This window comes from Streptococcus sp. SI1 (genome assembly GCF_030439945.1).
GTDB lineage: Bacteria > Bacillota > Bacilli > Lactobacillales > Streptococcaceae > Streptococcus > Streptococcus intermedius.
Window position 1 is genome coordinate 1 of record NZ_JAQFJE010000008.1, and the last position, 25,344, is coordinate 25,344.

Consider the following 25,344-nt stretch of genomic DNA (forward strand, 5'->3'; position numbering starts at 1 on the left):
CGCCTGCACATTGGTTCGTCTTGTTCAGTTTTCAAAGGTCTTTATCGCCATTCAAGCGACAACTATCTTAGTATATCACCTACTACTCTTCTTGTCAATACCTTTTTTCATCTTTTTTTCTAACGCTAAAAGTTTTAAAACGAACCGAAAGTTCTAAAATGAAGTTAGCTACTTGAAAATAGAAATAAATATCTTAGAAACATGTCTACTGCCCCCAAGAGTTAAATACAAGGATTGAAAGAACCGATTCCAATATCTTAATAAACTGAAATCAGCCATTCAAGACTGTACTATTTTTATGAGTACGATTCGACACAAAATCGTCTAAAGTTTTTATGCACATTCAGTCTAACACCTTATTCATAAAGCAAGGTATCGTTTTTGTGTACGCCTTTGGATCTATCACAAACAATAAGAAAAAAGTAATAATAGCCTTGATTTATCACTGTCATAAAAATAATTTTTATTGAAAATGTTGATATCTTTTGTAAATGGTAGAAAAAGAATTTAATCCTGTCCAATACAGAACTAAATCCTTTAAATATTTTCTTATACAACTTTCGGGACAATATACTTATGCTTATAGAATTTTCTCATCATACTTGCATATAGTTAGCTCAAAGAATCTTCTCATCTATCCTATTTATGTCTTAATTTTCTAGTCAAAAAATCACCAGCAAACTGGATAGTAAAGATAAGAATAATGATAATCACTGTTGCTAAAATAGTGACATCATTGTTATAACGATTGAAACCATAAGCAATAGCAACATTGCCAATCCCGCCGGCTCCGACAGCACCGGCCATCGCAGTTTCACCTACAAGTGAAATAAGAGTCACGGTCGTCACACGAATCAAATCTGGCAGACCTTCGCGTAGATAGACACCTACTAGATCGCTGAAAGTCGCTCCACTTGCCTGGGCAGCCTCAATAACACCATTGTCTAATTCGGCGAGAACAACCTGAACTTGACGAGCAAAGAAAGCAAATACAGCAAAAGAAAGTGGTACGATAGCTGCATTTGGTCCAATGCTAGTTCCTACAATCAAATGGGAAAACGGAGAAAGGACGGCTAACAAAATAATAAATGGAATTGCGCGAAAGATTGACGTGATTTTATCTAAAACCCAAAAAATTACTTTATTTTCCAAGACTCCTCCCGGAGCAGTCAAAACAAGAAAAAGCCCAGCAATTAACCCTAATAATCCACCAATAATAAAAGAAGCGACTGTCATATATAATGTCAAGTAAATAGCCGTTCCCCATCCTGCCTGACCACTCCACCCCATTCGATAAACATTTGGCAAATATGTTTGAATAAAGTTTTCCATTTATGCTTCTCCCTTCAATACCGTTAATTGAACACCAGCTTCACGAATAGCTGTTTTAGCTGTTGCTAGATTTTTCTTTTCACCAGATAAAACAACAACCAGCTCTCCAACAGGCGTTCCACCTAAAATTTCAATATTTCCATAAAGTATGTTGGCAGTAACCTGATGATGTTTGTAAATCTCATTCAGCAAGGGTTCATCTGTAGATGTTCCCCCATATTTCATTTGCACCAAAAGGCTATTTGAAGCCAAATACTTTACAATCTCTTGCTGTTCAATCTTATCCATAGCGTCATCAATTCCTGTTGCAGTCGAGATAAAATCTTTGGTTAAGTCTTGCTGAGGGTTAGAAAAAATATCCAAGACAGATCCTTCTTCAATCAGTCGTCCATTCTGCATGACTGCAACACGATTAGCGATATCTTTGACAATTTGCATCTCATGAGTAATCAAAACAATCGTTAATCCGAGCTTTTGATTCAAATCTTGTAACAATGCTAAGATTTGTTTGGTCGTTTTGGGATCAAGTGCAGAGGTTGATTCATCCGAAATTAAGATTTTGGGATCATTGGCAAGAGCACGTGCAATTGCAACCCGTTGTTTTTGCCCTCCAGAAAGCTGAGAGGGATAATTTTCAGCGCGATCTGCTAAGCCAACGAGCTCCAACAACGTGTGTACTTTCTCTTTCTTCTCTTCTTTTGACAAACTAGAATGTTTCAACGCAAACGCAACATTTTCTTCCGCTGTTAATTGACTCATCAAATTAAAATGTTGGAAAATCATGCCAATATCTTGACGTTTACGGCGCAATTGTTCTGCTGTTAAGGTTACTTTCTTGTCAAAAAGAACATCCCCATCTACAATAATTTTTCCACTTGTGGGTACCTGCAAAAGGTTAATCACACGCACCAAGGTTGATTTCCCAGCTCCAGAATAGCCAACAATTCCATAAATGTCTCCTTCCCGAATATGAATGGTCACATCTTTAACTGCTTGAATCTGACGTTTCTTTTGTTGAAAAGTTACGTCAATATGCTCTAACTGAATCATTTCTTTACTCATAACTTACAATCAGCTCCTCTACTAATTCAATATGGGTGTAATAATCTGCAATGCGTACATTCTCATCACCACCATGGTCTCGACTATTTGCATTACCAAGTCCAAAAGCGACCATCGGTACTTCAAGAGCTTCAAATACTGTATGCATCGGACCTGTACCGGCTGTGGTCGGCAAGACAGAAACTCCTTTTTTATAGAATTTCTTAGCCAGTTCAATAACCTTTAAAATCGGTGGCGCACTCATATCACTACGATAACTCATTTCGCCCAAAGTATAGACTAATTCTACCTTATCAAAACCATTTTTATCGAGTTGTTTTCGGATTAATTCTAATACTCTATGAGGTTCTAGTCCTGGAACTAAACGAACTTCTACTTTTGCTGAGGCTTCTGCAGGAAGGATTGTCTTGACCCCTTGTCCTTGGTAACCAGAAGTAATTCCTTCAATATTAAAAGAGGGGTCAAAGAAGATTCGATTTAAAAAATCTTTTTTCTCCGCTTGTAATAAAGGTAATTTCAAACCGTAAATGGCTTCTACTTCTTCTGGACTGCGCTGAGCGTATCTCTCCACCAAAGCCAATTCTCGTTGATTGGGTGTTATTACTTGTTCATAAAGTCCCTCTACTTTAATGCGTCCATCCTTATTTCTCAAACTAGTAAGGGCATTAATCAAGTACCAAGAAGCTGAATCAATCACGCCACCAAAACTGGAGTGAATGTCCACTTCTGCACTTTTAACCTTGATATCAAACGTGACAATTCCCTTATTTCCACCAGAAATTTCAAGTTGACCTAAAGAATTTTTAATGCCTTGCTCCCAAACCAACAGGTCTGCTCCGTGTAGAAGAGATTTGTGTTTCTCTAGATATTTCTCCAAATCAACCGAAGCTGATTCCTCCGCACCTTCCATGATAAAAATGACAGTAACAGGCAAGTCATCATGCGTTTGTAGGTATTTTTGAACAGCCGTCAAACGTGCAATAATATGCCCTTTGTCATCATCGACTCCACGGCCATACATGCCACCATCCCGAATAGATAGAGTGAACGGATCATCTGTCCAAATTTGATCACTATCTGCCGGAACTGTATCATAGTGGTTGTAAAAAATAATTGTCTTAGCTGTTGGATTCTGACTTTTAAATTTTGCTATCACAAATGGCGCTGTATAGCTTTCATCTAATTCCACCTCTGCACCGGCTTTTATAAAGATTTCTTTTAGATAAGCAGCAACTTCTTGTAGACCAACCTGTTGGGCAAAGATTGATTTTTTAGAAATCAATGCCCGTAAAACGGCAATATAGTCTTGTGCCACCATATCCTCTTCAAATCTTTTAATTTGTTCTTCTTCACTTGAAAATGTCATCTTTTTTCCTCATAGTTATGGCGACAAAACTCAGTCGGCGATTCCAACTGAGTTTTGTCAAACTGAAATACAGATAAATAGGGTGAATCTTACCAAACTGGTTGATCTAGTCCATCTGATGTTTCGTCAACTACTTTTTTGACTTCATCTGTATGATAGGCTTTGATAATTTTCTTAATGGCATCTGCTTTTGGAGATTTTTCCCAATCTTTTTTAGCTGCAATGATATTAAACCATTGTTTTGAGTTTTTATCTTTTGGTTCAACAAACAGAGCTTTTTTAAAATCAATTTTTGCTTCAGTAACAAAAGTATTATTGACAACAGCTGCATCTACAGATGTCAATGAACGTGCTGTTTGACTGGCATCCAATTCTGTAATTTTCAATTTCTTTGGATTTTCTTTGATATTTGCCACAGTTGCCAATTCATTCCCAGATTTGTCTAATTTAATCAGACCTGCAGATTGCAATAGATTGAGTGCTCGACTTTCATTTGTTGCATCATTTGGAACTGCGATTTCTGCACCATTTGGAATTTGACTTACCTTCGTATATTTATTTTTCCCATTTTTTGTACCAGAATAGAGGCGAATTGGGGCAATATAAGTTTCAGCTGCTGCGACTAAGTTTTGCTTGTTTTCCTTATTCCAGTTGTTCAAAAAATAGTAGTGTTGGAAAGCATTGATATCCACTTCACCATCAGCAACTGCTTTATTCGGCTGAGAGTAATCCGTAAATTCTGTAAATTGCAACTTGATGTTATCTTTTTTCAACAACTCTTGAATCTTGTTCCAACGTTTTTCTTCCGAATCACTTTTTGTCATCACACCAATTTTAACTGTCTTAGCATCAGCGTTTTTATTTCCCGAACCACAAGCTGCTAAACCAATTACTGCTGTCGCTGCTAGAACTGTTATTCCAAACCATTTTTTCAATTTCATTTTCATTCTCCTTTAAAAATCTTATGAAAATAGTATCGCACATATTTACCTGATTGACAAATTGTTATTTCATAACAAGGGTTATAGTTTTAAGCTATAACTAAATTTATTAAAAAACCAGCTGGCATTTAGCATCTAGCTGGTTTTAAGTTTCTTATTTCACATCTGCTTCTGCTGGCAAGTAACTACCACCAAAGAATTTTTGAGATAATTTTTCCAGAGTCCCATCTTTGTACAAGTCTTGAATGCGCTTATTGACAAATGTTTTCAATTCATTTTGCCCCTTTGCTAAAAGTGGATAAACATAAGGTTGTTGATTGCTTGGTAAATCAATCACTTTTAGGTTATCCAGTTTTTGATTTTTAATAACTGTTTCAACACCGATTTTATCAAAAATCTTATAATCAAACTTTCCATCGTTTAAATGGTTCATAATTTGTTGAAAATCCGCTTTTGTGTAGCTAATTTTTGTTGGATTGTTAGCATGTGCTTGATTGTATTTTTCTAATTGTGCGGCAGTCGTTGTCCCTTGCACTACTTCTGTTTTCTTACCACCAATATCATCCAATGATTGAATAGTTTTATCAGATTTTTTCACTACTAAGACATTTGGATTTTTAGCAGTCGGAGCTGCATACAAGTACTTACCTGCACGTTCTTTTGTATAGCTGATATTGTTCACTGCCATTTGGTAGCGATCGCTATCTAGACCAGCGAAAATACCAGACCACTCTATCGTTTCAAATTTGACCTTGTATTTATTAGAACCTTTAAAAATGGCACGAATAACTTCAATCTCATAGCCAGTTAGTTTCCCATTTTCTTCATAGTTAAATGGCTTTGGTGAAGCATTCGTTGCAACTTTGACTTCCGTTTTCCCAGATGAAGTAGCTGACTTTGAATTAGAGCACGCTGCTAACATTCCTGCTGTTAAAAGTCCAAGAGCTACTAAAGAAGAGTATTTCAATACTTTTTTCATATTCCTACATAACCTCTTTCATTAAGATAAATCCTATCATATCAAATATTTTTCTTCTTGACTATTATTTGATTTTAAACATGGGAATGTTTATAGATAACGATTCAAAAAACAGCCCAATTCAAATCTTTGAAACTAGGCTGTTCTCATAATATTATACATTATACACTAACAATAGCATTTTAATAAGTATTTCCTCTAAATATACGCATCAACGATTCATAAGCCGTATCGCTTGAAGTATCTACAGTCCACTTATTGCCTTTTTTAACCAATTTTACTTCGTAACCATCACGACTAACTGAATTATTTGTAACTAATGGCAAACTTTCAAATTGGCTTGGCGCGTTTTCTAAAATATATTTTTCAGCAGCTTTATATGCATCGTTATACTCCGTATACTCACCTTTGTGCTCATCAACAAATTTAGAAATTAAATCATAAGTTCGTAAATTTTTAAGTCCAATTGTTTCTGGACGAACATAAACAACTGCAGTCTCTGGCAAGAAAGTTTTTACTTTGTATGATATTTTAGCTCGTTTAGCATTAACCTTAGCATAAGCTTCTACAAAAGTTCGTAATTCAGCTTCGGTTGGTTTATAGTAAGTAAAGCTTTTACCAAGCTTATCGATGAATTTTTTCACAAATTCATTACGATCCTTTTCTAGATCACCACCTAAAGTAAAATCAGCATTTTTATCGTCTTTTTTTGCTAACAAGGTAATAGCTGCTTGATCAGAATCTTGAGAAGTACTTAACTTTGAAGCTTTTCCCGAAGCATTTCCACTCAAAAATACTTTCTCTATATATTCCTTTGCAAGATCCGTTACTTTATCAACATTATCAGGGTATTTAGAAGCATCCACTTTCAGTTCAATATCTTTGGAACCTTTTTGGCCAGTTCCAAAATCTAAAGGAGAGTAATGAAGTTTGTATTTTTCCTTCGGTTTTACTTCAAAAACAACATAACCACTAGCACTCTTCTTTTTCGAAATACTTTCAAAAGCAAACGTTTGAAATTTATTACTTGAATCATAAACCTGAATTGGTTTAACCTTTTCATCATCTGAATTGTAGAGATTGATATCTCTTGTTGTAAGATTTAGAGTTTTATTGCTCTTATTTTTAATTTCGATATTTAATGCAAGGTATTTTGAATCTGAAGACTCATCGCGTGGCAACACGTACATTCCATTTTTTACTTTAAGATCGACATCATTATTTCCAGCAGTGTTCTTCCCACTCGTTTTACCAGCACTACAAGCCACAAGAGTTAATGCTATACCAGCAATTAACAGATATTTAAAAATCTTTTTCATAAATATTCTCCTTAAAATAATCTTTATCTATTTTACCATAGATATAGTACTAGGTAAACCAATTTTTGCAAATCATTTGAAATTTCCAATGAAAAAAACATAAAAAATGAGATAAGTTCCATTTCGAAACCTACCTCACTTTTAGGTCTATTAAAATCCTTCTACATTTGTATAAATTTTTTGGACATCTTCGTCATCTTCCAAAACAGCATACAATTTTTCAAATGTTTCTAAGTCTTCACCTGATAAAGTCACATCAGATTGCGGAATCATTTCCAATTCGGTAACTTGAAATTCCTCCACACCAGATTCGCGGAGAGCAGTCAAGGCTTTGTGCAAATCTGTTGGTGCTGTATAAACGGTGATAGTACCATCTTCTGCTTCTACATCATCCACATCAACATCAGCTTCTAGCAGTTGTTCAAACACACTATCCGCATCGTCTCCTGCGAATACAATCACACCTTTATTATCAAACATATAAGACACTGAGCCACTCGCTCCCATATTCCCACCATTTTTACCAAAGGCAGAACGAACATTTGCTGCGGTACGATTGACATTTGACGTTAAGGTATCAACGATGAGCATTGAACCATTTGGACCAAATCCCTCATAACGTCCTTCAGTAAAGGTTTCGTCTGTATTTCCTTTTGCCTTATCTAACGCTTTATCAATAACATGCTTCGGCACTTGCGCTTGTTTAGCACGTTCAATAACAAATTTCAAAGCTGAATTTGATTCTGGATCTGGTTCTCCTTTTTTAGCTGCTACGTAGATTTCAACACCAAATTTAGCATAAACTTTTGAGTTTGCTCCATCTTTTGCTGTTTTTTTTGCTACAATATTGGCCCATTTACGTCCCATTGGATATTCTCCTTTAGATTTTCACTTTTTCAATCTTTTTTATTATAACACAAGTCAACTTGAATTTCACTAGTAAATTAGTGACAAGATGCTAGTTTCTAAAACAATTTTTCATCAATCTACCATAATCGGGATTCTTCCAAAATTCTGTTCCTCTAGCTTTACATTTCCTAGTTGGTAAATACGATCAGCTTGCTGCGTTAAGGAATCCCATGGTTCTTGACCAATGCGGCTGATGACTTCGATTTTCTTTTTCATCTTTTTAAGATGTTCTTGACCTGCTTGAGTAAAACCTAATACGTGAATCCCACTAGGCAAAAGCTCATCTCTTGCACCAACCAAAATATAGGTCAAAATCCGTCTGATTCGTGCTTTCGTATATCGCTTGGTAGTCACTTGTTCAACCAACTCTTCTGTGGTATAACTGGTTTTTGCTGCTTCCCGCAAGCGCACCGCAAGTTCCTGATTAACCTGATAAAAAGTAGTCAGATCAGGATGACTAATCATCTGGTAACGCAAAAAAGGATAGAGTGCTGACCAGGTTACTTTAGGAGACCGAATCAGAAGTTCATGATCTGGGATAAATTTTGCTAGAAAACCTGAACAATTCATTCGCTTTCTTAGAGCAGTAGCCGAAGCATATTTTTCATTTTCTGCCTGCGAATGGTAGCCTGCTCCCTGACGTATGATTGGTGTCAATTGAATATTTTTTCCAGCGCAAGCTTTGGCATAAGAAAGCCCTAAAATATGATTTGGTGTATTTCCAGTGAAGGCCACACCGGCAAATTTTTTCCACATTTTTTGTGTCTTCTGTGGATACGATAAATCAGCTGGCAAACTTTGCAAGTAATTCACCATTTTCTGTTGATTATCCCCATAAATTTGTGAAAAGTACTGATAATCCAGATTTTCTTCCGTCCCAAAAGCCAACTTATCCACACCTAAACGCTCTAAAATATCCACCGCACCTTGTGCAAAGTAATCCGCTGACTGAACAGCCACCAAAAATGGCAATTCAACCACTAAATCAGCGCCATTTCGCAGAGCCATTTCCGATCGTGTCCACTTATCCACAATCGCAGGCTCACCACGTTGGACAAAATTCCCCGACATGGCAACAATCTTAACCCCCTCAGCCTGCGACAGCAAATACTTATGCCCATTATGAAAAGGATTAAATTCAGCAATAATACCAGTAACAGTCATCTCATTTCTCCGCTACAAAAAACCAACGCTTGCTTGTTTCTATTGGCGTTTCGTCTTCAAAATCTGCATATACCTTGACATTTTTAAAACCTGCTTGCTCTAACAAAATATCATAGGTCAAAATATCATAAGTGCGTTCTTCGTGGACTTCGTCGTAACGTGTGAAGCGTCCATCCTCGTCTTGCAGGAAGAAAGTCAATTCATGCACAACAGAATGCGGTGCCTCATCAGCATAGGTATCCCAAACCATGGCAAATTCTTCTGCATTTTCATGGTAAGAATAACCAGGAAAAACAGTATCTGTCTGATAGGTTGAGTGCACGTCAAAGATGAATACTCCGTCCTCATTCAAACAGTCGTAAACTTGTTTAAAGACATCACCAACCTCAACTTCATCAGCCATATAACAGATAGAATCTGAGTAACAAGTCACCAAATCGTATTTTCCTGCTTGCGACAAATCAAGCATATTGCCTTGTTTGAATTCGATAACTTCATCAGCTTCTTTAGCCCGTTTTCTTGCGATTTCAAGCATATCCTCACTCAAATCAAGTCCGGTCACATAAAAGCCAACTTTAGCAAAACGAACGGATTGAATCCCTGTTCCACAAGCTAACTCTAAAAGCTTTTTCTTATCTTTTGGAAAATAGCGGAGCGAAAAGTCAGTCCATTTATCATAAAGGGAATCATCCATGATTGCATCATAAACAAATGCAAACTTTTCGTAATTATTGCTCATTTTTATACCTTTCTATAATGGCGCAGACATCAAACAAACCTTCTGTTTCATGAGTAAAAATTGCGCCCAAAGCCTCATTTTTTTCGAAATCAATCAAATCATTTCTACTGATCTTATCCCCACAACAAAATCGCCTCGAAGGCTCGCTGTGCTCACCTTTATCCTTTGATATTCTTCGTTTCAAAAACCTTGCCATTTGGGCAAGGTTATTCTTAAGCAAAATATTTTGACACGTCAACCATCGGTGCTTCATGCCAAAGTTTTTCAAGATTGTAGTGTTCCCGCATTTCTTCAGAAAAAATATGAACAACGACTCCACCTAAATCCAACAGCACCCAGCCTCCAGCAGCATCCCCTTCTACATGGCTAGCTGACAGCCCTACTTCTGTGACTTTTTCACGGATATTTTCTGCAATAGCTTCTAGTTGACGACTATTCATAGAGCTAGCAATGACAAAATAATCAGTCATCGTCGTCAATCCTTGCAAATCTAACACGATGATATCTTCCGCTCGTTTCTCATCTGCTGCTTTTACGACCAATTCTAGTATTTTTTGTTCTTTCATTTAATCCTCTTTTAAAATTTCTTCCAAATCAGCCACTTGGGCAAAACGTCTGTCCCAAATGTTTTCATAATGCTGTATCAATTGTTTTGCTGCAATTTTTCTGTCATCAAAGGTAGTCGTGCCATTTTTGACAACTGACAAATCATAGCCAAATTCAAACGCTACCTTAATAGTTGTATCAATGCAGTAATTCGTCGCCATACCAACAATAATCAAATGCTCAATATCATGATTAGTCAGATAAGATTGTAAATGAGTCTCCTTAAAAGCACTATTGTAACGCTTATCAATGACTTGCTCACCAGTTTCTGGAGCAATACTTCCGTAAATTTCCCAACCACGACTTCCTGTCATTAATTCGCCGTCATTATGGCGAACGTAAATCACTTCAATATTTTTCTCACGACAAGTGGCAATTACTTTTTGCCAAATAGACAAACATTTATCAACCGCATAAGGTTTAGCCTCTATCAAGGCTGTCTGAATATCAATCACTAACAGAGCTGTTTTCATTTGTTATCTTTCATAAAGCCAACATAAGCATTATAGGTCTCCAAAGTTCGAGGAAAGATAGACAAGCCCTGATGAGCCAGATATTCCACTGTATGCGCTGTTTCATAAGCCACGGCTCGATTAAGCGAAATACGAGCAATTTCACGCGCCTCTTCCACCCCTGGGAAATCCCGATTGGGCTCAATATAGTCTGCTACATAAACGACTTTATCCAAATCGGACATTTGGGCAGAGCCTACAGTATGAATCTCAATCGAGCGCAAAATTTCTGGATCACTCAGTCCTAAATCTTCTCGAATTTTGTAAACACCGACCAAACCATGCCAAACATTATTTCCCCAATCTTTCAGTTTTGGATCCAAATCATACTTAGCAATCAGAGTTAGGAACTCTTCATCAGAGAGCTTTTTGGCATAATCATGAAGGAGGCCTGCCAATCCGGCTTTTTCGCGATCAACTCCGAAACGTTCAGCTAATTCAATCGCTGTTTGCTCAACTCCCAAGCAATGTTTTAACCGTTTCTCTGGTAGAAGCTGCTGCATTTTGACTAAAAGCTGATCACGAGTAATTCCCACGTAGGCTTCATATCCCATTGTAAAGTCCTTCTTTCTCAATATAGTCTAAAACCGGCTTAGGTAGAAGAAAATTCGGCACTCGTCCTTGATTCAGAAAGTCCCGAACCATGCTAGAAGAAATATCCATCAACGGCACATCTACCCAAATAACAGGATAGGACGTTCCTGCTTTATACCTAGGGCGTTGAACACCAACAAATTGAACCAAATCAACCAATTCGTCAATTCGATACCATTTGGGAAGATAGTCGACCATGTCCGCTCCGATAATGAAATAATAATCTGTATCTGGATGCTTTTCTGTCAAGAGCTTCATCGTATCATAGGTATAACTAATGCCTTTTCTCTCGAGTTCAATAGTTTCAATTCCTAAACCTTCGATGCCTTCAATCGCTAACTCCAACATTTTCAGTCGATGTTTCTCATCAATCGTCAATTTCTTATCAACATGCGGTGGCTCATACTCAGGCATCAGCAGAACCTGCTCTAAACATAGTTGCTGACGAACTTGATCAGCTACGACCAAATGAGCATTATGGACTGGATTAAAGTTTCCACCTAAAATCCCAACTTGCTTTCTTTTTTTTGCTTTTATTTCTGGTTCCAACTTCACTTTAGTGAAAGGAGTCAGTAATTCAATTGCCATAGACTACTTCCTCTAAATTTCTTTTACCTTTACTGAAATTTTGCGGTTTTCCTTTTTGCTGGACTGCTTGTACAAAATCAAAATACGACCAATTTTTTGAACAGTGTCCACGCCGATTTCTTCTTCGAGAATTTCTGCAACTTCATGAATGTTCTCATCTGTATTTTGCAGAAGAGTCACTTTAATCAATTCTCTAGCATCTAGAGCTTGACGGACACTTGTTTTGATTTGATCGTTAAGTCCATTTTTACCAATCTGAATGATTGGTTTGAGACTGTGAGCTTGACTATTTAAAAAAGATCGCTGTTTAGATGTTAATGACATAGATTCCTCTTTTGTTTCTTATTCGTTTGTATTCTCTTTACTTTTCTAACAGCCATTTCCTCTTAGATAATGGCTTTGCGGGTCACCACTGCTACTCCCTCTGGCACCCAAGCTGCAACCTGTGCCGGTCCTACCACACGAATCCAACCTAAACCTGAAAAAACCACATCTATTTTGGTTTCAATTTTCAGTTCATGTTTGACCAACTTGGGAAAAGTTGGTAATTCTTGTTTAGAGGGTGGTGTTAGCAAAGAACCTACATGCTTATTATAAAACTCTCCTGCTCCTGCAAGCTTGGTGCGATGCAGCTTTAGTTCATTGTCAAAATAAGCTGTAAAACCTTGCTTGTCACCCGATACAAAGTCAAAACGCCCCAATCCACCTAAAAAGAGGGTTTGCTCCGGATTGAGTTGGTAAGTTTTGGGTTTAATCTCCTTTTTCGGACTGACATATTTGAGATGTTTGGCAGACAAATAATGAGCCATTTGATATCGGTGGATAATCCCTGGTGTATCATAGATATGACTACCATCAGCCAGCGGAATCTCAATCTTATCCAAAGTAGTACCAGGAAAACGGGAAGTAGTGATAATATCCTTGTCACCAGTGATTTCCTGAATAATGGCATTGATTAGCGTTGACTTACCAACATTAGTTACACCGACCACATAGACATCTCGGCCTTTCCGATACTGCTCAATCTTTTCCATCAGCTCTTTAATAGCTTGTTTGTTTTGAGCTGAAGTCAGAACTACATCAATAGGGCGTAGGCCTTCCTCGTGAGCTCGCTCTGTCAGCCATTGGGTAACCTTGTTCGTCTTAACCGACTTAGGAAGGATATCTTTTTTATTTCCAACTAGTAGCACATCATTGCCGGCCACAAAGCGTGGTAAACCCGGAATGATTGAACCATTAAAATCAAAAATATCTACCACATTGACTACAAGGGCATTACTGTCACCAACTTCGTGGAGAAGCCTAAGAAAATCATCGTCTGTCAGCTGCACATCAGTAATTTCGTTATAGTGACGGAGACGAAAACAGCGCTGGCAATACAGTTCGCCTGTCTCCAGTCCCTTTTCCAAAGCGGACTGAGGAGTATAGCCCATCTTGTCCTTGTGTTTTGTCTGAATCGGTGCTCCACACCCAATACAGAGAATATCTTCCATGTTTAAATTCCTTTTTTATATACAATCGGTCCGTACTTTTTCGTCATTTTTTTTAGCACACGCCGCTCACGCGCTCGGTTTATCTGGGTTTTAAACGAATCATGTTCAACCAGTGGCTTGACCAAAATCGAACGAATTCCAGCTCTGTGAGCAGCTCGAATATCCGTCATAAGCTGATCACCCACCATGACCACTTCGTTTTTCTCAAAATGGTATTCCTTCAACGCACGATCAATCCCCCAAGTAAAAGGCTTCATAGACCAACAAACATAATCAATCTCAAACTTTTCAACCGCTCGTTTGACTCGTTTCTTAGTATTATTGGACACCACAATGATTCGAATTCCTGCATCTCGCACATCATGAAGCCATTGCTTCATTTCTGGTGTTCCATCTGGATTATTCCACGCAATGAGGGTATTGTCTAGGTCTACCAAAACTGCTTTGATGCCGTGTTTTTTTAAGCTTTCAACTGTCAAATCATAAACTGCCTCAATTGCAAAATCAGGCATGTAATTTTCAATCGCCACATTTCTCTCCAAACATTATACTTCTACCTATTTTAACATAAAAAGAAAGTTTTCGCATCTTAGATTTTTTTATCTATTTTATATACAATTTGCCAAAAATTGTTTAAAAATGTTATAGTAAGAGTAACACATTGAACTCGGAGGAATTTATGGCAACTACGAGCAAGAAAATGACCGCCGTCTCTCCTTTTTTGCAAAAATTTATTAACTGGTCTTCTATAGTCGGAGCACTTGGAACAGTGATTTTCTGTATCTGGGCTTATTATGCTGGTATTTTACAATCCAAAGAAACCTTATCAGCTTTTATTAAACAAGCTGGTATTTGGGGACCACCACTTTTTATTTTCCTGCAAATCCTACAGACAGTTGTCCCTGTTATTCCCGGAGCGTTGACTTCGGTTGCTGGTGTTTTTATTTATGGTCATATCATTGGTACCATTTATAACTATGTTGGAATTGTCATCGGCTGTGCTATTATTTTTTACCTAGCACGTACCTACGGACCTGCTTTTGTCCAATCTGTCGTTAGCAAGCGTACTTATGACAAATACATTGGTTGGCTAGATGAAGGCAATCGTTTTGAACGTTTTTTTATCTTTATGATGATTTGGCCCATCAGTCCAGCAGATTTTCTTTGTATGCTAGCCGCCCTTACGAAAATGACTTTTAAAAAATATATGATCATTATCGTCTTGTGCAAGCCTATCACACTTGTCATCTATACTTACGGTTTGACATACATTATCGACTTCTTTTGGCAATTATTTTCAAAATGAAAGACAGAGCAATGCAATTCGCTCTGTCTTTTATAATATTCCTTTTCTTTTTTCTAAAATTAAATCTTTTATAGAAATTAAGACTACCGCTGATAAAATCATAAACATACCGATAAAATCTAATAAATAAAATTGCTCATGCATAAGGAGAAAAGCAAAAAATACCGCCGATATCGGCTCAACCGCCGCTAAAAGGCTAGATTGAACAGGTCCAACTAAACTGGTTCCTTTGAGAAATAGCGTATAAGCGAGGATTGTTCCCACTAAGATAATGCCCACCAAAGCTAGGTATACTTCCATTGACAATTGCCAATGAAAATGTAAGATACCACTAAATGGTGTTAGAGCAAGGCCTGCTAATGTCATCCCCACTCCAATCACCGGAATACTGCCCCACCTTTTTATCAATTGAATTGGAATTAAAATATATAAAGCGTAAGTGAAGGCGGCAAATAATCCCCAGAAAAGCCCTGCTGGCGTTACAGATAAGTGATCGAGCTGTCCATGAGTGGCAATCAAAAAAGGACCTCCAATAGCTAATATCATAGACAACACTTCTGTTATAGTAGGTGCAACCCAATCTTTGAGACAAGTATAAGCAAGAATTCCAACTGGACAGACATATTGCAGAACAGTAGCTGTGCCTGCATTGCTTTCATAAATAGATTTTAAATAAGCAAATTGATTGAGAAAAAGTCCTAATAAAGCAAAAAGCACTAATGACATCATCGCTTCCCGATCTTTTAGCATTTCAAATAGTTTTTTCTGATTGGTTAGTAGCATATACAATACCAAGAGAACTCCTGCAATTAAAAGTCGAATATTCGTTAAAACTAAAACAGGAAATCCATGTACCATTAAGTATTGCCCACTCGTTCCAGACAATCCCCATGCAATCCCTGCCACTAATGTTAACAGTGTTCCTTTGGCTATTTTTGACATTCTACTTCTCCCTTTCATCGTATGATTATAACATAAAACATAAAGAAAAATCAGCCAAGTTTGACTGATTCTTATCTCATCATCAAGAAAATATTTATTCTGGTGACACCAAAATTTTAATCTGTGCCTTGTCCTGGGTCAGTTCGATAAAACCTTCCTGCACAATATCCTCTAGCTTAATCTTCTTGGTCACAAGCTTGTCAGCAGAGAAATACCCCTGCTCCATAAGCTCCAGCACTTTAGGAAAAATATGCCGATAGGCGATAATTCCCTTGAGCGATTTTTCTTGAATCGCAAATTCATTGGGATTGATACTGGCTTCACGTTCCCAGATAGAAACCACCATACATTCTCCAGCCTTGTGGACAGCAGCCAAAGCTTGTCCCAACACAACTGGTACCCCAGTTACTTCATAAGATACATCTGTCCCACCACCAGTCAAGCGCTGAACAGCAGCTACTGCATCCTCGCCTTCTTCTGGTCGCACAACAATCGCCCCAAGCTCCTCTGCCTTTGCTTGGCGCTCTGGAGATAATTCAACAGCATAAATCTTAGAGGCACCAGCTGCTCGCAAAGCTTCAACAATCAAGAGCCCGATTGGTCCTAAACCAAAAACGACTGCGGTATCACCTGCCTTAAGAGCTGACTGACGGACTGCATAAACAGCCACAGCAGCAGGTTCTGTCAAGGCTGCCTGCTCATAGCTAAGGCTGTCTGGAACTTTATGAACAAGCTCCCCATCCAAAACACAGTATTTGGCAAAACCACCATCTGCCGCCAAGCCGACAAAGTTTAGATTGGGATCCAGATTGTAATCCCCGATAAGATTATGCTCGGCTAAAATCGGCTCAACTGTCACTCGGTCACCAACCTTAACCCGTGTCACGGCACTGCCAACCTCAACAATTTCTCCAGCAAACTCATGTCCCAAGGTTACAGGAGCCTTCTGCCCAGAGTAGACATGCTCTGTTTCTGTCGGAATAAAAATAGGTCCATCCAGATATTCATGCAAATCAGTTCCACAGATTCCTGTGAACTTAACCGCAATCTTGACCTGATGCGGTTTGACTTCCGGTACATCCACTTCTTCAATGCGGACATCTTTGGCGCCATACCAACGCGCAGCATTCATTTTTGCCATAAAAATACCTCGCTTTATAATTTGTTAATTTTATTGTAAACCCTTTCAGAAATCTTGTCAAAAGTTTAGCTACATTTTCAAAAAACAGTATACAAAAAAACCAGCCTAACGACTGGTTTTTACTTGTTTCTATAATTTCTCCAACTCTTCATTGAGCAGTTTTTGTGCTACTTGTGGGTTGGCTTGGCCCTTGGTGGCCTTCATCAGCTGGCCGATTAGGGACTTGGCCGCATTCTTGTTGCCGCCTTTATAGTCATTGAGGGCTTTTTCATTGTTGGCAAATACTTCTTGGATAATTGGCAGAAGCTGGGCAGGGTCTGAAATTTGAATCAGGCCTGCTTTCTGCACATACTCTTTAGCAGAGCCACCATTTTTAGCTAGATGGACAAAGACCTTCTTAGCAATCTTAGAGGAAATCGTTCCGTCTGCAATCAGAGCAATCATCTCAGTCAAGTTCTCAGGTGTCAGATCAATCTCAGAGATGGTCTTACCTTCGGCATTGAGGTATTGCGCTACTTCTCCTTGGAGCCAATTAGAGACAGCCTTAGCATCACCTCCTGCGGCAACAGCTGCTTCAAAGAAATCTGACACAGCCTTCGTCGCTGTCAGCTGCTTGGCATCGTAGTCAGACAGACCGTAATCGCCCACATACTTGGCTCGGCGTTCTTTTGGAAAGGCTGGCAGACTGCTACGTACTTGCTCAATCCAAGCATCCTCAATCTCAAAGATAGGCAGATCAGGCTCTGGGAAGTAACGGTAGTCCGCTGAACCTTCCTTAACCCGCATGAGCAGGGTTTCGCCAGTTGCTTCGTCATAACGACGAGTTTCCTGACGGATTTGGCCACCGCTACGTAGGATTTCAGCTTGACGTTTTTCCTCAAAGGCTAGACCCTTGCGAACAAAGTTGAAGGAGTTGAGGTTTTTCAGCTCAGTTTTGGTACCGAACTCTTCCTGACCGTAAGGACGAATGGAAATATTGGCGTCGACCCGCATGGAGCCCTCTTCCATCTTGACATCAGAAATGCCCGTGTACTGGATGATTTCCTTGAGAGCAGTCAGATAGGCATAAGCTTCTTCTGGACTGCGCATATCTGCTTCGGATACAATCTCAATCAGTGGCACTCCTTGGCGGTTGAGGTCCACATAAGAGTAGCCATCACTACCGTGGGTATTCTTTCCAGCATCTTCTTCCAAGTGGGCCCGCTCAATACGGATTTTCTTGGTCGTGCCATCTTCTAGCTCAATTTCAATCCAGCCATTGTAGCCAATTGGCTCATCAAACTGAGAAATTTGATAGGCTTTTGGATTGTCCGGATAGAAGTAATTCTTGCGGTCAAAGTGCATCTTCTGGTGAATATCCATATTCAAGGCCAGAGCAGCCTTGATACCATAGTCAATGACACCCTTGTTCATAACAGGCAGGACACCTGGGAAGGACCAGTCGATGATATTGGTATTAGCATTTGGATCTTCACCGAAGTGAGCTGGAGCCGGTGAGAAAATTTTTGAATTGGTCTTCAATTCAACATGGACTTCCAGTCCGATAACTGTTTCAAAGTTCATTATTTTTCACCTCCAAAGATAACTGGCCGCTGTTTGTGGTAGTCAGTCGTCGCTTCAAATGCTGCGGCGACCTGATAAATGGTCGCTTCATCGAAGTGGTTACCAATCAGCTGCAAGCCGACAGGAAGACCATCTGCAAAACCAGCTGGGATTGAAATGCCCGGTAGGCCAGCCAGATTGACTGGAATAGTCAAAAGGTCAGCTAGATACATGGCCACTGGATCCTGGTTTTGACTACCCAAGTCATAAGCCACAGTTGGTGCAGTTGGGCCTAAGATCAAGTCATATGTTTCAAAAACCTTAGCAAAATCCTGCATAATCAAGGTCCGAACCTGACCAGCTTTCTTGAAGTAAGCATCGTAGTAACCTGATGATAGACTGAAAGTACCCAGCATGATCCGGCGTTTCACCTCTTCACCAAAACCTTCGCTGCGAGATTTGACATAGACATCTTCTAGGTTTTCAATGCCTTCTGCACGGTAGCCATAGCGAATGCCGTCAAAACGCTGCAGGTTAGAGCTGGCTTCAGAGGAAGCAATAATATAGTAGACTGCCACGCCGTACTTGCTGTGAGGTAGGCTGACTTCTTCAACGATAGCTCCTAGACTTTCCAAGTGCTTCGCTGCTACCAGTATCGTTTCCTTGACCTTGCTGTCAATTCCCTCACCCATGTATTCCTTAGGCAGAGCAATCTTCATCCCCTTGATGTCTTGACCAATCTTACTGGTAAAGTCTGGCACTGCTTCTTGTGATGATGTAGAATCCTTAGGATCATTACCAGAAATAACATTCAGAAGCTGAGCATTTTCCTTAACCGTCTGAGAGAAAGGTCCAATCTGGTCTAAAGAAGAACCAAAAGCAATAAGACCGAAGCGGGAAACCCGTCCGTAGGTTGGCTTGAGGCCAACTACACCGTTAAAGGAAGCTGGCTGGCGAATGGAGCCACCTGTATCTGATCCCAGCGACAGACGAACCTGACCAGAGGCAACAGCTGTCGCTGAACCACCAGATGATCCACCAGGAACCTTACTGCTATCCCATGCATTTTTTGTCGTCTTAAAGTAAGAGTTTTCGCTGGAGCCACCCATGGCAAACTCGTCCATGTTAGTTTTCCCAACGATAATCATGTCCTTGCCGTAAAGCTTCTCTACGCTAGTCGCATCGAAAATCGGCTTGTAGTTGTAGAGCATTTTAGATGCAGCCGTCGTCAAAATTCCCTTGGTTGAGATATTGTCCTTAACTGCCAGCGGAATTCCGCTCATAAGATTGTCGGCATCAATACCCTTAGCGTCCAGAGCCGCAGCCTGGGCCAATGCCTCCTCTTCGCTGATAGTAATGAAACTGTCCACAGCCGTCTCGCGTTCTTTGATGTCTGCCACAGTTGCCTGAGTTAACTCTACCGCAGAAATTTCTTTCTTGACCAGCAAGTCGTGCAGTTCTTCAATGGTCTTGTGATTAAAAGTCATTAGGCATCTCCTCCGTCATCTAGGATGGCAGGCACTTTGATGTAGCCCCGCTCTTTTTCAGGTGCATTTTGGAAAAGCTCGTCCCGGTTCCAGCCTGGCTGAGCCACATCTTCTCGCATATAGTTGATGTTAGCTGCCACATTGGAAGTGAAAGGCACACCCTCCGTATCCACTTCATTAAGCAATTCGACCATGTCGACAATTTTTGACAGAGTTGTCGCAAACTCTGCTGTTTCTTCTGGAGAAAAAGCGAGTTTTGACAAGTTAGCAACATGCGTTACTTCCTCTTGAGTAATTTTCATCTCTGTTTCCTTTCTCTTCTTTTATTTTTCAGCATAACTGGAAAATAATCGTCTTCTTATTTTATCATAAATAAGCTTCGTTCTTCAATTCCAAATGCAGATCTTTGAGCTGTCTCTGGTCAACCAAACTTGGACTTTCCAGCATCGGATCAAAGCCAGTACCATTCTTCGGAAAGGCGATGACTTGGCGGATATTTTCTTCCCCAGCCAAAATCATAACCAAGCGATCTAAGCCCAGAGCCAAGCCGCCATGCGGTGGGAAGCCGTACTCCAAAGCTTCTAGGAAGAAACCAAAGTCCCGCTCATAGTCTTCTCGGCTCATGCCCAATAGCTCAAACATGGCCTCCTGAGCTTTCCGGTCGTGAATACGAAGGCTTCCTCCGCCAATCTCATAGCCATTCAAGACGATATCATAAGCCTGGCTGCGGAATTGACTTGGCTCCTGTCCATCTTCAAAGATCCCCTGTGTGAAAGGATGGTGCATGGCTTGATAGCGATTTTGGTCTTCATTCCACTCCAGCAGCGGCCAATCCACAACCCAGAGGAAATGCAGCAGACTTGGGTCAATCAAATCCAAAGCTTTTGCGACTTCTATACGCAGATGGCCCAAAGCTTCCTGAGCCCGACGCTTCTTGGCCATAACTAGCAGGATGAGATCTCTCTCCTTAGCATCAAAACATGCTAGCAAATCCTGACTTTCAGCCTCAAAAGTGCTAGCCAAATCTCCAACCAATTGACCATTTTCAACCTTGAGACTGGCAAAACGACTGCAGCCGAATTCCTTCATTTCTTGATAAAAATGACTGAGCTGTTTCTTGCTAAAAGCACTAGCCGCATCTGGCACACAGATTCCCATCACTTCCTCTTGGTTATCCAAAGCTTTCTTGATGAGAAGCGAATCATTGGACTGGCACAAATTCGTCAAACTCTTCAGCTCTAAACCAAAGCGTGTATCTGGCTTATCAGAACCAAAGCGGTTCATAGCTTCTTCATAGCTGATAGTTGGAAAATCTTCTGTCAACTCTAAACCATGAGTTTTCTTGACAACAGCCTTGAGCATAGCTTCAACCAGAGCTTGGATTTCTTCTTCGCTTGCAAAACTCAACTCTAAGTCCACCTGAGTAAACTCTGGCTGACGATCGCCCCGCAGGTCTTCGTCACGGAAACAACGAACAATCTGATAATAGCGCTCGAGGCCAGCTCCCATCAGCAGTTGTTTTAGCATCTGTGGGCTCTGCGGCAGCGCGTAGAATTGGTTTTTAAAGACCCGACTAGGAACCAAGAAATCTCTAGCTCCTTCAGGTGTTGACTTAGTCAAGTAAGGCGTCTCAACTTCCAAAAAGTCCAAACCATTCAAATATTCCCGAATGGTTGATGTGACCTGATGACGAAGTTTGAGGTTATGTGTCATCTTCTCACGACGCAAGTCCAGGTAGCGGTATTTCTGACGCAGGTCTTCACCGGTATGGGCATGCTGGTCCAGCTCAAAAGGCAGTGCTTTGCTGCTAGAAATGGCCTCAATCTTCTCCGCTCTCAGCTCCACTTGTCCTGACTTAATAGCTTTATTGACAAAGCGCCCTTCTCGTTTGACAACTTTTCCTGTGACAGAGATAACGTCTTCCTTGTGCAAACGGTCAATTTCAGCAAAAGCCGGACTAGCACCTGCTACAAAAACTTGAAGCAAGCCTTCTCGATCACGTAACTCTATAAAAGCTAATTTCCCATGGTTTCGAATATTTGCAACCCATCCAGTCGCAGTCATTTCCCGACCAACTTGTTCTAACCCGTAGTTCCCAATAAAAACTTCTTTCATATTCACTACCTCTTTCTACATTCATTTCAATTCAATCACTAATTGCTCGCAAATTACATATAGAAATCTCCACCCATAGTTCTTAGTGCTTTAGCACTAAGAACTATGGAAAAACGGCTTCCATCTGTATAAACAGACGAAAGCCGTGGTACCACTGTTATTCATTGCATTGCAACCTCAGGCTCGTAACGTGAGCAGGCGTTTGTGTTTTGATTCACACAAATTATTTACAACGATATAATGGGTTTAGACAATGTTATCCACTACTACGAACCGTATAGAAAAACCACTCTATCATTGACAGTACGTTCTTCGGATTTTGTCTCCTTGGCGCTGCTCTCAGCTTTCAGCACTCTCTGTGCAAGTTAACAAGCCTACTTTACTGCTTTTTTACTTTTAAATTGTTATCTATTATAGTCGAACCTAAAACATTTTGCAAGTGGTTGAGAGCAAATTGATGATTTTCTTCAGAAAGAGAAGCTACTGCAGGTTCTACCACCTCAATTTGATACCCCAAATTGTAGGCATCGATTGCCGTATGCAGGACGCAAATATCCGTCAAGACTCCTGTCAGAATCACCGTGTCTACTTTTCTTTCTCGCAGACGTATATCCAAATCTGTGCCAGAAAAGGCAGAATAATGGCGCTTGTCCATCCAAAAGACTCGAGAGTCCGCTTGATGTCTCTTATAAAAATCAGCTAATGAGCCATAAAGATTACGTCCACTAGTTCCTTTGATATTGTGTGGTGGAAAGAGTTTACTTTCTGGGTGGAAAGTATCTCCTTCGTCATGGGCATCAATTGCAAAAAAGATATAATCTCCTCGCTCAAAAGCCGCCTCGGTCACTTGGGCAATGGTTTCGGAAATTGCCTGAGCTGGTGCACCTGCCGTCAATTTCCCATTATCTGCTACAAAGTCCACTGTATAGTCAATTGAAATTAACGCTTTTGTCATCAGTAATCTCGCTTTTTAATCTCTTCAAAGATATCAGGGATAAGAACTTTAAGATAGGTTCCTTTCATTCCTAGAGAACGACTTTCGATAATGCCTGCACTTTCTAGTTTACGTAGAGCATTGACAATCACTGAGCGCGTAATGCCAATACGATCTGCAATCACTGAAGCTGTTAGCTGCCCTTCATTGCCGCTTAATTCACCTAAAATAGCAGAAACAGCTCGTAATTCTGAATAAGACAAAGTATTTACAGCCATAGTTACAGCTGTTCGACGTCGAATATTTTTTTCATCTTCTTCTCGTTGGAAGTTGAGTAGCTGAATACCAACCACTGTACTTGCAATTTCAACCAAGATCAAATCATCATCGTCAAATTCTTTATCATTGCGCCAAACAATCAATGTCCCTAAACGAATCCCAGAAACATGAATCGGTGAAATTGTCGTCAAGCCATCTGGAAATTCATCTTTTGCCTCAATAGGAAAAATAGATAAATCATGATTGACTGGAAGATTGGCCTCAGTATCATACATCAAATTTGCGGTGCGAACATACTCTTCTGGGAAGATTTTCGTTTGATAAAATGCTTCCACACGATCATTGTTTGTCTTGTAGCGCATGAAATACCCCAAAAGACGACCCTTGCTATTTACAATACAAGCATTGCAATCCATAATTTCAGCTAATTGTTGGGTAATTGCATTATAAGGTAGTTCATCCTGCAACCGCTCATCTGAACGACGCAAAATAGATGTTATTTTTCTTGTTTTTGCTAATAAGTTTGCCATAATTTACCTCGCATATAATCTTATTGATTATACCATAAAGCGCTTTAATCTTCAACAATTATCTGAAAATTGTTTATTGAGGTACAATTATACTTTGTTACTTCTATAAAAACGAAGATACCTACGCCTGATACAAAAAGCAGCCAAAGGGCTGCCATTTATCATCGTCGATATTGTTTTAAGAAACGAGTCATCTTCTCTTGAATTTGTGCTAACTCATCTACACGAGGCAGGTAAACAATCCGGAAATGATCAGGATCTTTCCAATTAAAGCCTCGTCCATGCACCAGTAAAATCTTTTCTTGCTTTAAGAAATCCAACACGAATTGTTCGTCATCATCTACTTGATACATTTCTCTATCAATTTTAGGGAAAATGTAAAGCCCTGCTTTAGGTTTTACTGCAGATAGACCTGGGATTTCATTAATAGCTTTATAAATAAAATTCCGTTGCTCATAAATTCTTCCACCGGGAAGTAGTAACTCATCTACTGATTGATAACCGCCAAGCGATGTTTGTACCACGTGCTGAGATAGGACATTTGAACACAGACGCATATTTGACAGCATATTTAGCCCTTCGATGTAATCTTTTACATGATATTTTGGTCCAGATAGCACCATCCATCCTACACGAAAGCCTGCAATACGGTGCGATTTAGACAAACCGTTCATACTAACACAGAAAAGATCAGGAGCTAAACTTGCGATAGCTATATGCTTTTCACCGTCCATTACTAAACGATCATAAATCTCATCCGCAAAAATAATCAAATTATTTTGCCGTGCAACGTCAACCAGCTCTTCTAAAACTTCCTTAGGATATAGAGCTCCTGTCGGATTGTTTGGGTTGATAACGACAATAGCTTTTGTATTAGAAGTAATTTTCGATCTAATGTCATCAATATCTGGGTACCAATCAGCAGCTTCATCACAAAGATAGTGAACAGCATTCCCTCCTGCTAAACTCACAGCAGCAGTCCAGAGAGGATAATCCGGCATAGGTACCAGCACCTCATCACCATTGTCTAGCAAACCTTGCATAGACATGACAATCAGCTCGCTGACTCCATTTCCAAGGTAGACATCGTCAATATCAACATTTGGAATATTCTTTAACTGGCAATATTGCATAATAGCTTTCCGAGCAGAAAAAATCCCTTTCGAGTCTGAATAGCCCTCGCTATCCCGTGCATTCATAATCAAATCATGAATCACTTCATCTGGTGCCGTAAAACCAAACTCAGCAGGGTTTCCTGTGTTCAAGCGAAGGATTTTCTCACCATTTGCACGCATCCGCATGGCTTCTTCTAAGACAGGACCTCGGATATCATAAGCTACATGTTCTAACTTTGTCGATTTATTAAATTCTTTCATCAATTTTTTTCCTCATTTCAAAAGAATCAATTTATTATAACGCAATTTTTCTAAAAAATCTCAAAAACTTCTTGTAAAGTCTGCTTGA

At 39.7% G+C, this 25,344-nt stretch carries 26 protein-coding genes; 1 reads left to right on the plus strand and 25 read right to left on the minus strand.

Annotated features, from left to right (window positions below; translation table 11 throughout):
* Positions 1-639: 639 nt before the first annotated feature.
* From PCY10_RS09035 to PCY10_RS09110, 16 genes are all read right to left on the minus strand, one after another.
* On the minus strand, positions 640-1,332 hold the full coding sequence (locus PCY10_RS09035) for a methionine ABC transporter permease (protein WP_020999059.1): 693 nt from the start codon (positions 1,330-1,332) through the stop codon (positions 640-642).
* Positions 1,333-2,394: a methionine ABC transporter ATP-binding protein gene (locus PCY10_RS09040; protein ID WP_021003127.1), complete on the minus strand. Its 1,062-nt coding sequence runs from the start codon at positions 2,392-2,394 to the stop codon at positions 1,333-1,335. It abuts the gene before it with no gap.
* Entirely contained in the window at positions 2,387-3,760 is a 1,374-nt protein-coding gene (locus tag PCY10_RS09045; protein ID WP_021003128.1) for a M20/M25/M40 family metallo-hydrolase, read from the minus strand. Before PCY10_RS09045 ends, PCY10_RS09040 begins: the two co-directional genes overlap by 8 nt.
* 89 nt (positions 3,761-3,849) lie before the next feature.
* Positions 3,850-4,701, minus strand: a complete 852-nt coding sequence (locus tag PCY10_RS09050; protein ID WP_021003129.1) for a MetQ/NlpA family ABC transporter substrate-binding protein — start codon at positions 4,699-4,701, stop codon at positions 3,850-3,852.
* A gap of 154 nt (positions 4,702-4,855) precedes the next feature.
* Positions 4,856-5,680 carry an amino acid ABC transporter substrate-binding protein gene (locus PCY10_RS09055; RefSeq protein WP_009569284.1) on the minus strand — a complete coding sequence of 275 codons (825 nt, stop codon included), beginning with the start codon at positions 5,678-5,680 and terminating at the stop codon, positions 4,856-4,858.
* 182 nt (positions 5,681-5,862) lie between these two features.
* Positions 5,863-6,999, minus strand: a complete 1,137-nt coding sequence (locus tag PCY10_RS09060) for a DUF5105 domain-containing protein (protein WP_021003130.1) — start codon at positions 6,997-6,999, stop codon at positions 5,863-5,865.
* A 150-nt stretch (positions 7,000-7,149) separates the two neighbouring features.
* On the minus strand, positions 7,150-7,866 hold the full coding sequence (locus PCY10_RS09065) for a YebC/PmpR family DNA-binding transcriptional regulator (RefSeq protein ID WP_021003131.1): 717 nt from the start codon (positions 7,864-7,866) through the stop codon (positions 7,150-7,152).
* 114 nt (positions 7,867-7,980) lie between these two features.
* Positions 7,981-9,072 carry a nucleotidyltransferase gene (locus PCY10_RS09070; RefSeq protein ID WP_021003132.1) on the minus strand — a complete coding sequence of 364 codons (1,092 nt, stop codon included), beginning with the start codon at positions 9,070-9,072 and terminating at the stop codon, positions 7,981-7,983.
* Between the two features lies 1 nt (position 9,073).
* On the minus strand, positions 9,074-9,811 hold the full coding sequence (locus PCY10_RS09075; RefSeq protein WP_021003133.1) for a class I SAM-dependent methyltransferase: 738 nt from the start codon (positions 9,809-9,811) through the stop codon (positions 9,074-9,076).
* Between the two features lie 212 nt (positions 9,812-10,023).
* Positions 10,024-10,377: a ribosome silencing factor gene (rsfS, locus tag PCY10_RS09080; RefSeq protein WP_021003134.1), complete on the minus strand. Its 354-nt coding sequence runs from the start codon at positions 10,375-10,377 to the stop codon at positions 10,024-10,026.
* A complete protein-coding gene (locus PCY10_RS09085; protein WP_021003135.1) occupies positions 10,378-10,890 on the minus strand; it encodes a cysteine hydrolase family protein in 513 nt (170 codons plus the stop codon).
* The gene (gene yqeK, locus PCY10_RS09090; RefSeq protein WP_021003136.1) at positions 10,887-11,483 is read right to left on the minus strand and encodes a bis(5'-nucleosyl)-tetraphosphatase (symmetrical) YqeK; all 597 of its coding nucleotides are present in this window, start codon (positions 11,481-11,483) and stop codon (positions 10,887-10,889) included. Before yqeK ends, PCY10_RS09085 begins: the two co-directional genes overlap by 4 nt.
* Entirely contained in the window at positions 11,473-12,111 is a 639-nt protein-coding gene (locus tag PCY10_RS09095; RefSeq protein WP_003074479.1) for a nicotinate-nucleotide adenylyltransferase, read from the minus strand. Before PCY10_RS09095 ends, yqeK begins: the two co-directional genes overlap by 11 nt.
* Before the next feature lie 12 nt (positions 12,112-12,123).
* On the minus strand, positions 12,124-12,435 hold the full coding sequence (gene yhbY, locus PCY10_RS09100) for a ribosome assembly RNA-binding protein YhbY (protein WP_003074477.1): 312 nt from the start codon (positions 12,433-12,435) through the stop codon (positions 12,124-12,126).
* 62 nt (positions 12,436-12,497) lie between these two features.
* A complete protein-coding gene (gene yqeH / locus PCY10_RS09105) occupies positions 12,498-13,604 on the minus strand; it encodes a ribosome biogenesis GTPase YqeH (RefSeq protein ID WP_021003138.1) in 1,107 nt (368 codons plus the stop codon).
* Between the two features lie 2 nt (positions 13,605-13,606).
* Positions 13,607-14,134 carry a YqeG family HAD IIIA-type phosphatase gene (locus PCY10_RS09110; protein ID WP_021003139.1) on the minus strand — a complete coding sequence of 176 codons (528 nt, stop codon included), beginning with the start codon at positions 14,132-14,134 and terminating at the stop codon, positions 13,607-13,609.
* Positions 14,135-14,283: 149 nt separating this feature from the next.
* On the opposite strand from PCY10_RS09110, the gene PCY10_RS09115 reads away from it, so the two are divergent.
* Positions 14,284-14,910, plus strand: a complete 627-nt coding sequence (locus PCY10_RS09115) for a TVP38/TMEM64 family protein (protein ID WP_020999069.1) — start codon at positions 14,284-14,286, stop codon at positions 14,908-14,910.
* A gap of 30 nt (positions 14,911-14,940) precedes the next feature.
* Here the strand turns inward: PCY10_RS09115 and PCY10_RS09120 are convergent, their stop codons facing one another.
* The 9 genes from PCY10_RS09120 to PCY10_RS09160 all read right to left on the minus strand — a co-directional run bounded on the left by PCY10_RS09120 (position 14,941) and on the right by PCY10_RS09160 (position 25,256).
* Entirely contained in the window at positions 14,941-15,852 is a 912-nt protein-coding gene (locus PCY10_RS09120; protein WP_021003140.1) for a DMT family transporter, read from the minus strand.
* A 94-nt stretch (positions 15,853-15,946) separates the two neighbouring features.
* Positions 15,947-16,993: a 2,3-butanediol dehydrogenase gene (locus PCY10_RS09125; protein ID WP_021003141.1), complete on the minus strand. Its 1,047-nt coding sequence runs from the start codon at positions 16,991-16,993 to the stop codon at positions 15,947-15,949.
* 129 nt (positions 16,994-17,122) lie between these two features.
* Positions 17,123-18,556 (minus strand): Asp-tRNA(Asn)/Glu-tRNA(Gln) amidotransferase subunit GatB, encoded by a 1,434-nt coding sequence (gatB, locus tag PCY10_RS09130; RefSeq protein WP_021003142.1) that lies wholly within the window; start codon positions 18,554-18,556, stop codon positions 17,123-17,125.
* Positions 18,556-20,022: an Asp-tRNA(Asn)/Glu-tRNA(Gln) amidotransferase subunit GatA gene (gene gatA / locus PCY10_RS09135; protein ID WP_021003143.1), complete on the minus strand. Its 1,467-nt coding sequence runs from the start codon at positions 20,020-20,022 to the stop codon at positions 18,556-18,558. The genes gatB and gatA overlap by 1 nt, the downstream gene beginning before the upstream one ends.
* On the minus strand, positions 20,022-20,324 hold the full coding sequence (gatC, locus tag PCY10_RS09140; protein ID WP_021003144.1) for an Asp-tRNA(Asn)/Glu-tRNA(Gln) amidotransferase subunit GatC: 303 nt from the start codon (positions 20,322-20,324) through the stop codon (positions 20,022-20,024). Before gatC ends, gatA begins: the two co-directional genes overlap by 1 nt.
* Positions 20,325-20,388: 64 nt before the next feature.
* Positions 20,389-22,137 (minus strand): aspartate--tRNA ligase, encoded by a 1,749-nt coding sequence (aspS, locus tag PCY10_RS09145; RefSeq protein ID WP_021003145.1) that lies wholly within the window; start codon positions 22,135-22,137, stop codon positions 20,389-20,391.
* A 379-nt stretch (positions 22,138-22,516) separates the two neighbouring features.
* Positions 22,517-23,092 (minus strand): cysteine hydrolase family protein, encoded by a 576-nt coding sequence (locus PCY10_RS09150; protein ID WP_009569301.1) that lies wholly within the window; start codon positions 23,090-23,092, stop codon positions 22,517-22,519.
* Positions 23,092-23,880 (minus strand): GTP-sensing pleiotropic transcriptional regulator CodY, encoded by a 789-nt coding sequence (gene codY, locus PCY10_RS09155; RefSeq protein WP_003074456.1) that lies wholly within the window; start codon positions 23,878-23,880, stop codon positions 23,092-23,094. The genes PCY10_RS09150 and codY overlap by 1 nt, the downstream gene beginning before the upstream one ends.
* Positions 23,881-24,041: 161 nt before the next feature.
* The gene (locus tag PCY10_RS09160; protein ID WP_003074453.1) at positions 24,042-25,256 is read right to left on the minus strand and encodes a pyridoxal phosphate-dependent aminotransferase; all 1,215 of its coding nucleotides are present in this window, start codon (positions 25,254-25,256) and stop codon (positions 24,042-24,044) included.
* Between the last annotated feature and the right edge of the window lie 88 nt (positions 25,257-25,344).

Bases quoted from the DNA above. Each gene is read 5' to 3' on its own strand.
- PCY10_RS09150 (WP_009569301.1), bottom strand. From the start codon at position 23,092: ATGACAAAAGCGTTAATTTCAATTGACTATACAGTGGACTTTGTAGCA.
- gatC (WP_021003144.1), bottom strand. From the start codon at position 20,324: ATGAAAATTACTCAAGAGGAAGTAACGCATGTTGCTAACTTGTCAAAA.
- PCY10_RS09065 (WP_021003131.1), bottom strand. From the start codon at position 7,866: ATGGGACGTAAATGGGCCAATATTGTAGCAAAAAAAACAGCAAAAGAT.
- PCY10_RS09115 (WP_020999069.1), top strand. From the start codon at position 14,284: ATGGCAACTACGAGCAAGAAAATGACCGCCGTCTCTCCTTTTTTGCAA.
- PCY10_RS09070 (WP_021003132.1), bottom strand. From the start codon at position 9,072: ATGACTGTTACTGGTATTATTGCTGAATTTAATCCTTTTCATAATGGG.
- PCY10_RS09160 (WP_003074453.1), bottom strand. From the start codon at position 25,256: ATGAAAGAATTTAATAAATCGACAAAGTTAGAACATGTAGCTTATGAT.
- PCY10_RS09040 (WP_021003127.1), bottom strand. From the start codon at position 2,394: ATGAGTAAAGAAATGATTCAGTTAGAGCATATTGACGTAACTTTTCAA.
- PCY10_RS09035 (WP_020999059.1), bottom strand. From the start codon at position 1,332: ATGGAAAACTTTATTCAAACATATTTGCCAAATGTTTATCGAATGGGG.
- PCY10_RS09125 (WP_021003141.1), bottom strand. From the start codon at position 16,993: ATGGCAAAAATGAATGCTGCGCGTTGGTATGGCGCCAAAGATGTCCGC.
- yqeH (WP_021003138.1), bottom strand. From the start codon at position 13,604: ATGGAAGATATTCTCTGTATTGGGTGTGGAGCACCGATTCAGACAAAA.
- rsfS (WP_021003134.1), bottom strand. From the start codon at position 10,377: ATGAAAGAACAAAAAATACTAGAATTGGTCGTAAAAGCAGCAGATGAG.
- PCY10_RS09075 (WP_021003133.1), bottom strand. From the start codon at position 9,811: ATGAGCAATAATTACGAAAAGTTTGCATTTGTTTATGATGCAATCATG.
- aspS (WP_021003145.1), bottom strand. From the start codon at position 22,137: ATGAAAGAAGTTTTTATTGGGAACTACGGGTTAGAACAAGTTGGTCGG.
- PCY10_RS09060 (WP_021003130.1), bottom strand. From the start codon at position 6,999: ATGAAAAAGATTTTTAAATATCTGTTAATTGCTGGTATAGCATTAACT.
- yqeK (WP_021003136.1), bottom strand. From the start codon at position 11,483: ATGGGATATGAAGCCTACGTGGGAATTACTCGTGATCAGCTTTTAGTC.
- codY (WP_003074456.1), bottom strand. From the start codon at position 23,880: ATGGCAAACTTATTAGCAAAAACAAGAAAAATAACATCTATTTTGCGT.
- gatA (WP_021003143.1), bottom strand. From the start codon at position 20,022: ATGACTTTTAATCACAAGACCATTGAAGAACTGCACGACTTGCTGGTC.
- gatB (WP_021003142.1), bottom strand. From the start codon at position 18,556: ATGAACTTTGAAACAGTTATCGGACTGGAAGTCCATGTTGAATTGAAG.
- PCY10_RS09120 (WP_021003140.1), bottom strand. From the start codon at position 15,852: ATGTCAAAAATAGCCAAAGGAACACTGTTAACATTAGTGGCAGGGATT.
- PCY10_RS09045 (WP_021003128.1), bottom strand. From the start codon at position 3,760: ATGACATTTTCAAGTGAAGAAGAACAAATTAAAAGATTTGAAGAGGAT.
- yhbY (WP_003074477.1), bottom strand. From the start codon at position 12,435: ATGTCATTAACATCTAAACAGCGATCTTTTTTAAATAGTCAAGCTCAC.
- PCY10_RS09095 (WP_003074479.1), bottom strand. From the start codon at position 12,111: ATGGCAATTGAATTACTGACTCCTTTCACTAAAGTGAAGTTGGAACCA.
- PCY10_RS09050 (WP_021003129.1), bottom strand. From the start codon at position 4,701: ATGAAATTGAAAAAATGGTTTGGAATAACAGTTCTAGCAGCGACAGCA.
- PCY10_RS09085 (WP_021003135.1), bottom strand. From the start codon at position 10,890: ATGAAAACAGCTCTGTTAGTGATTGATATTCAGACAGCCTTGATAGAG.
- PCY10_RS09055 (WP_009569284.1), bottom strand. From the start codon at position 5,680: ATGAAAAAAGTATTGAAATACTCTTCTTTAGTAGCTCTTGGACTTTTA.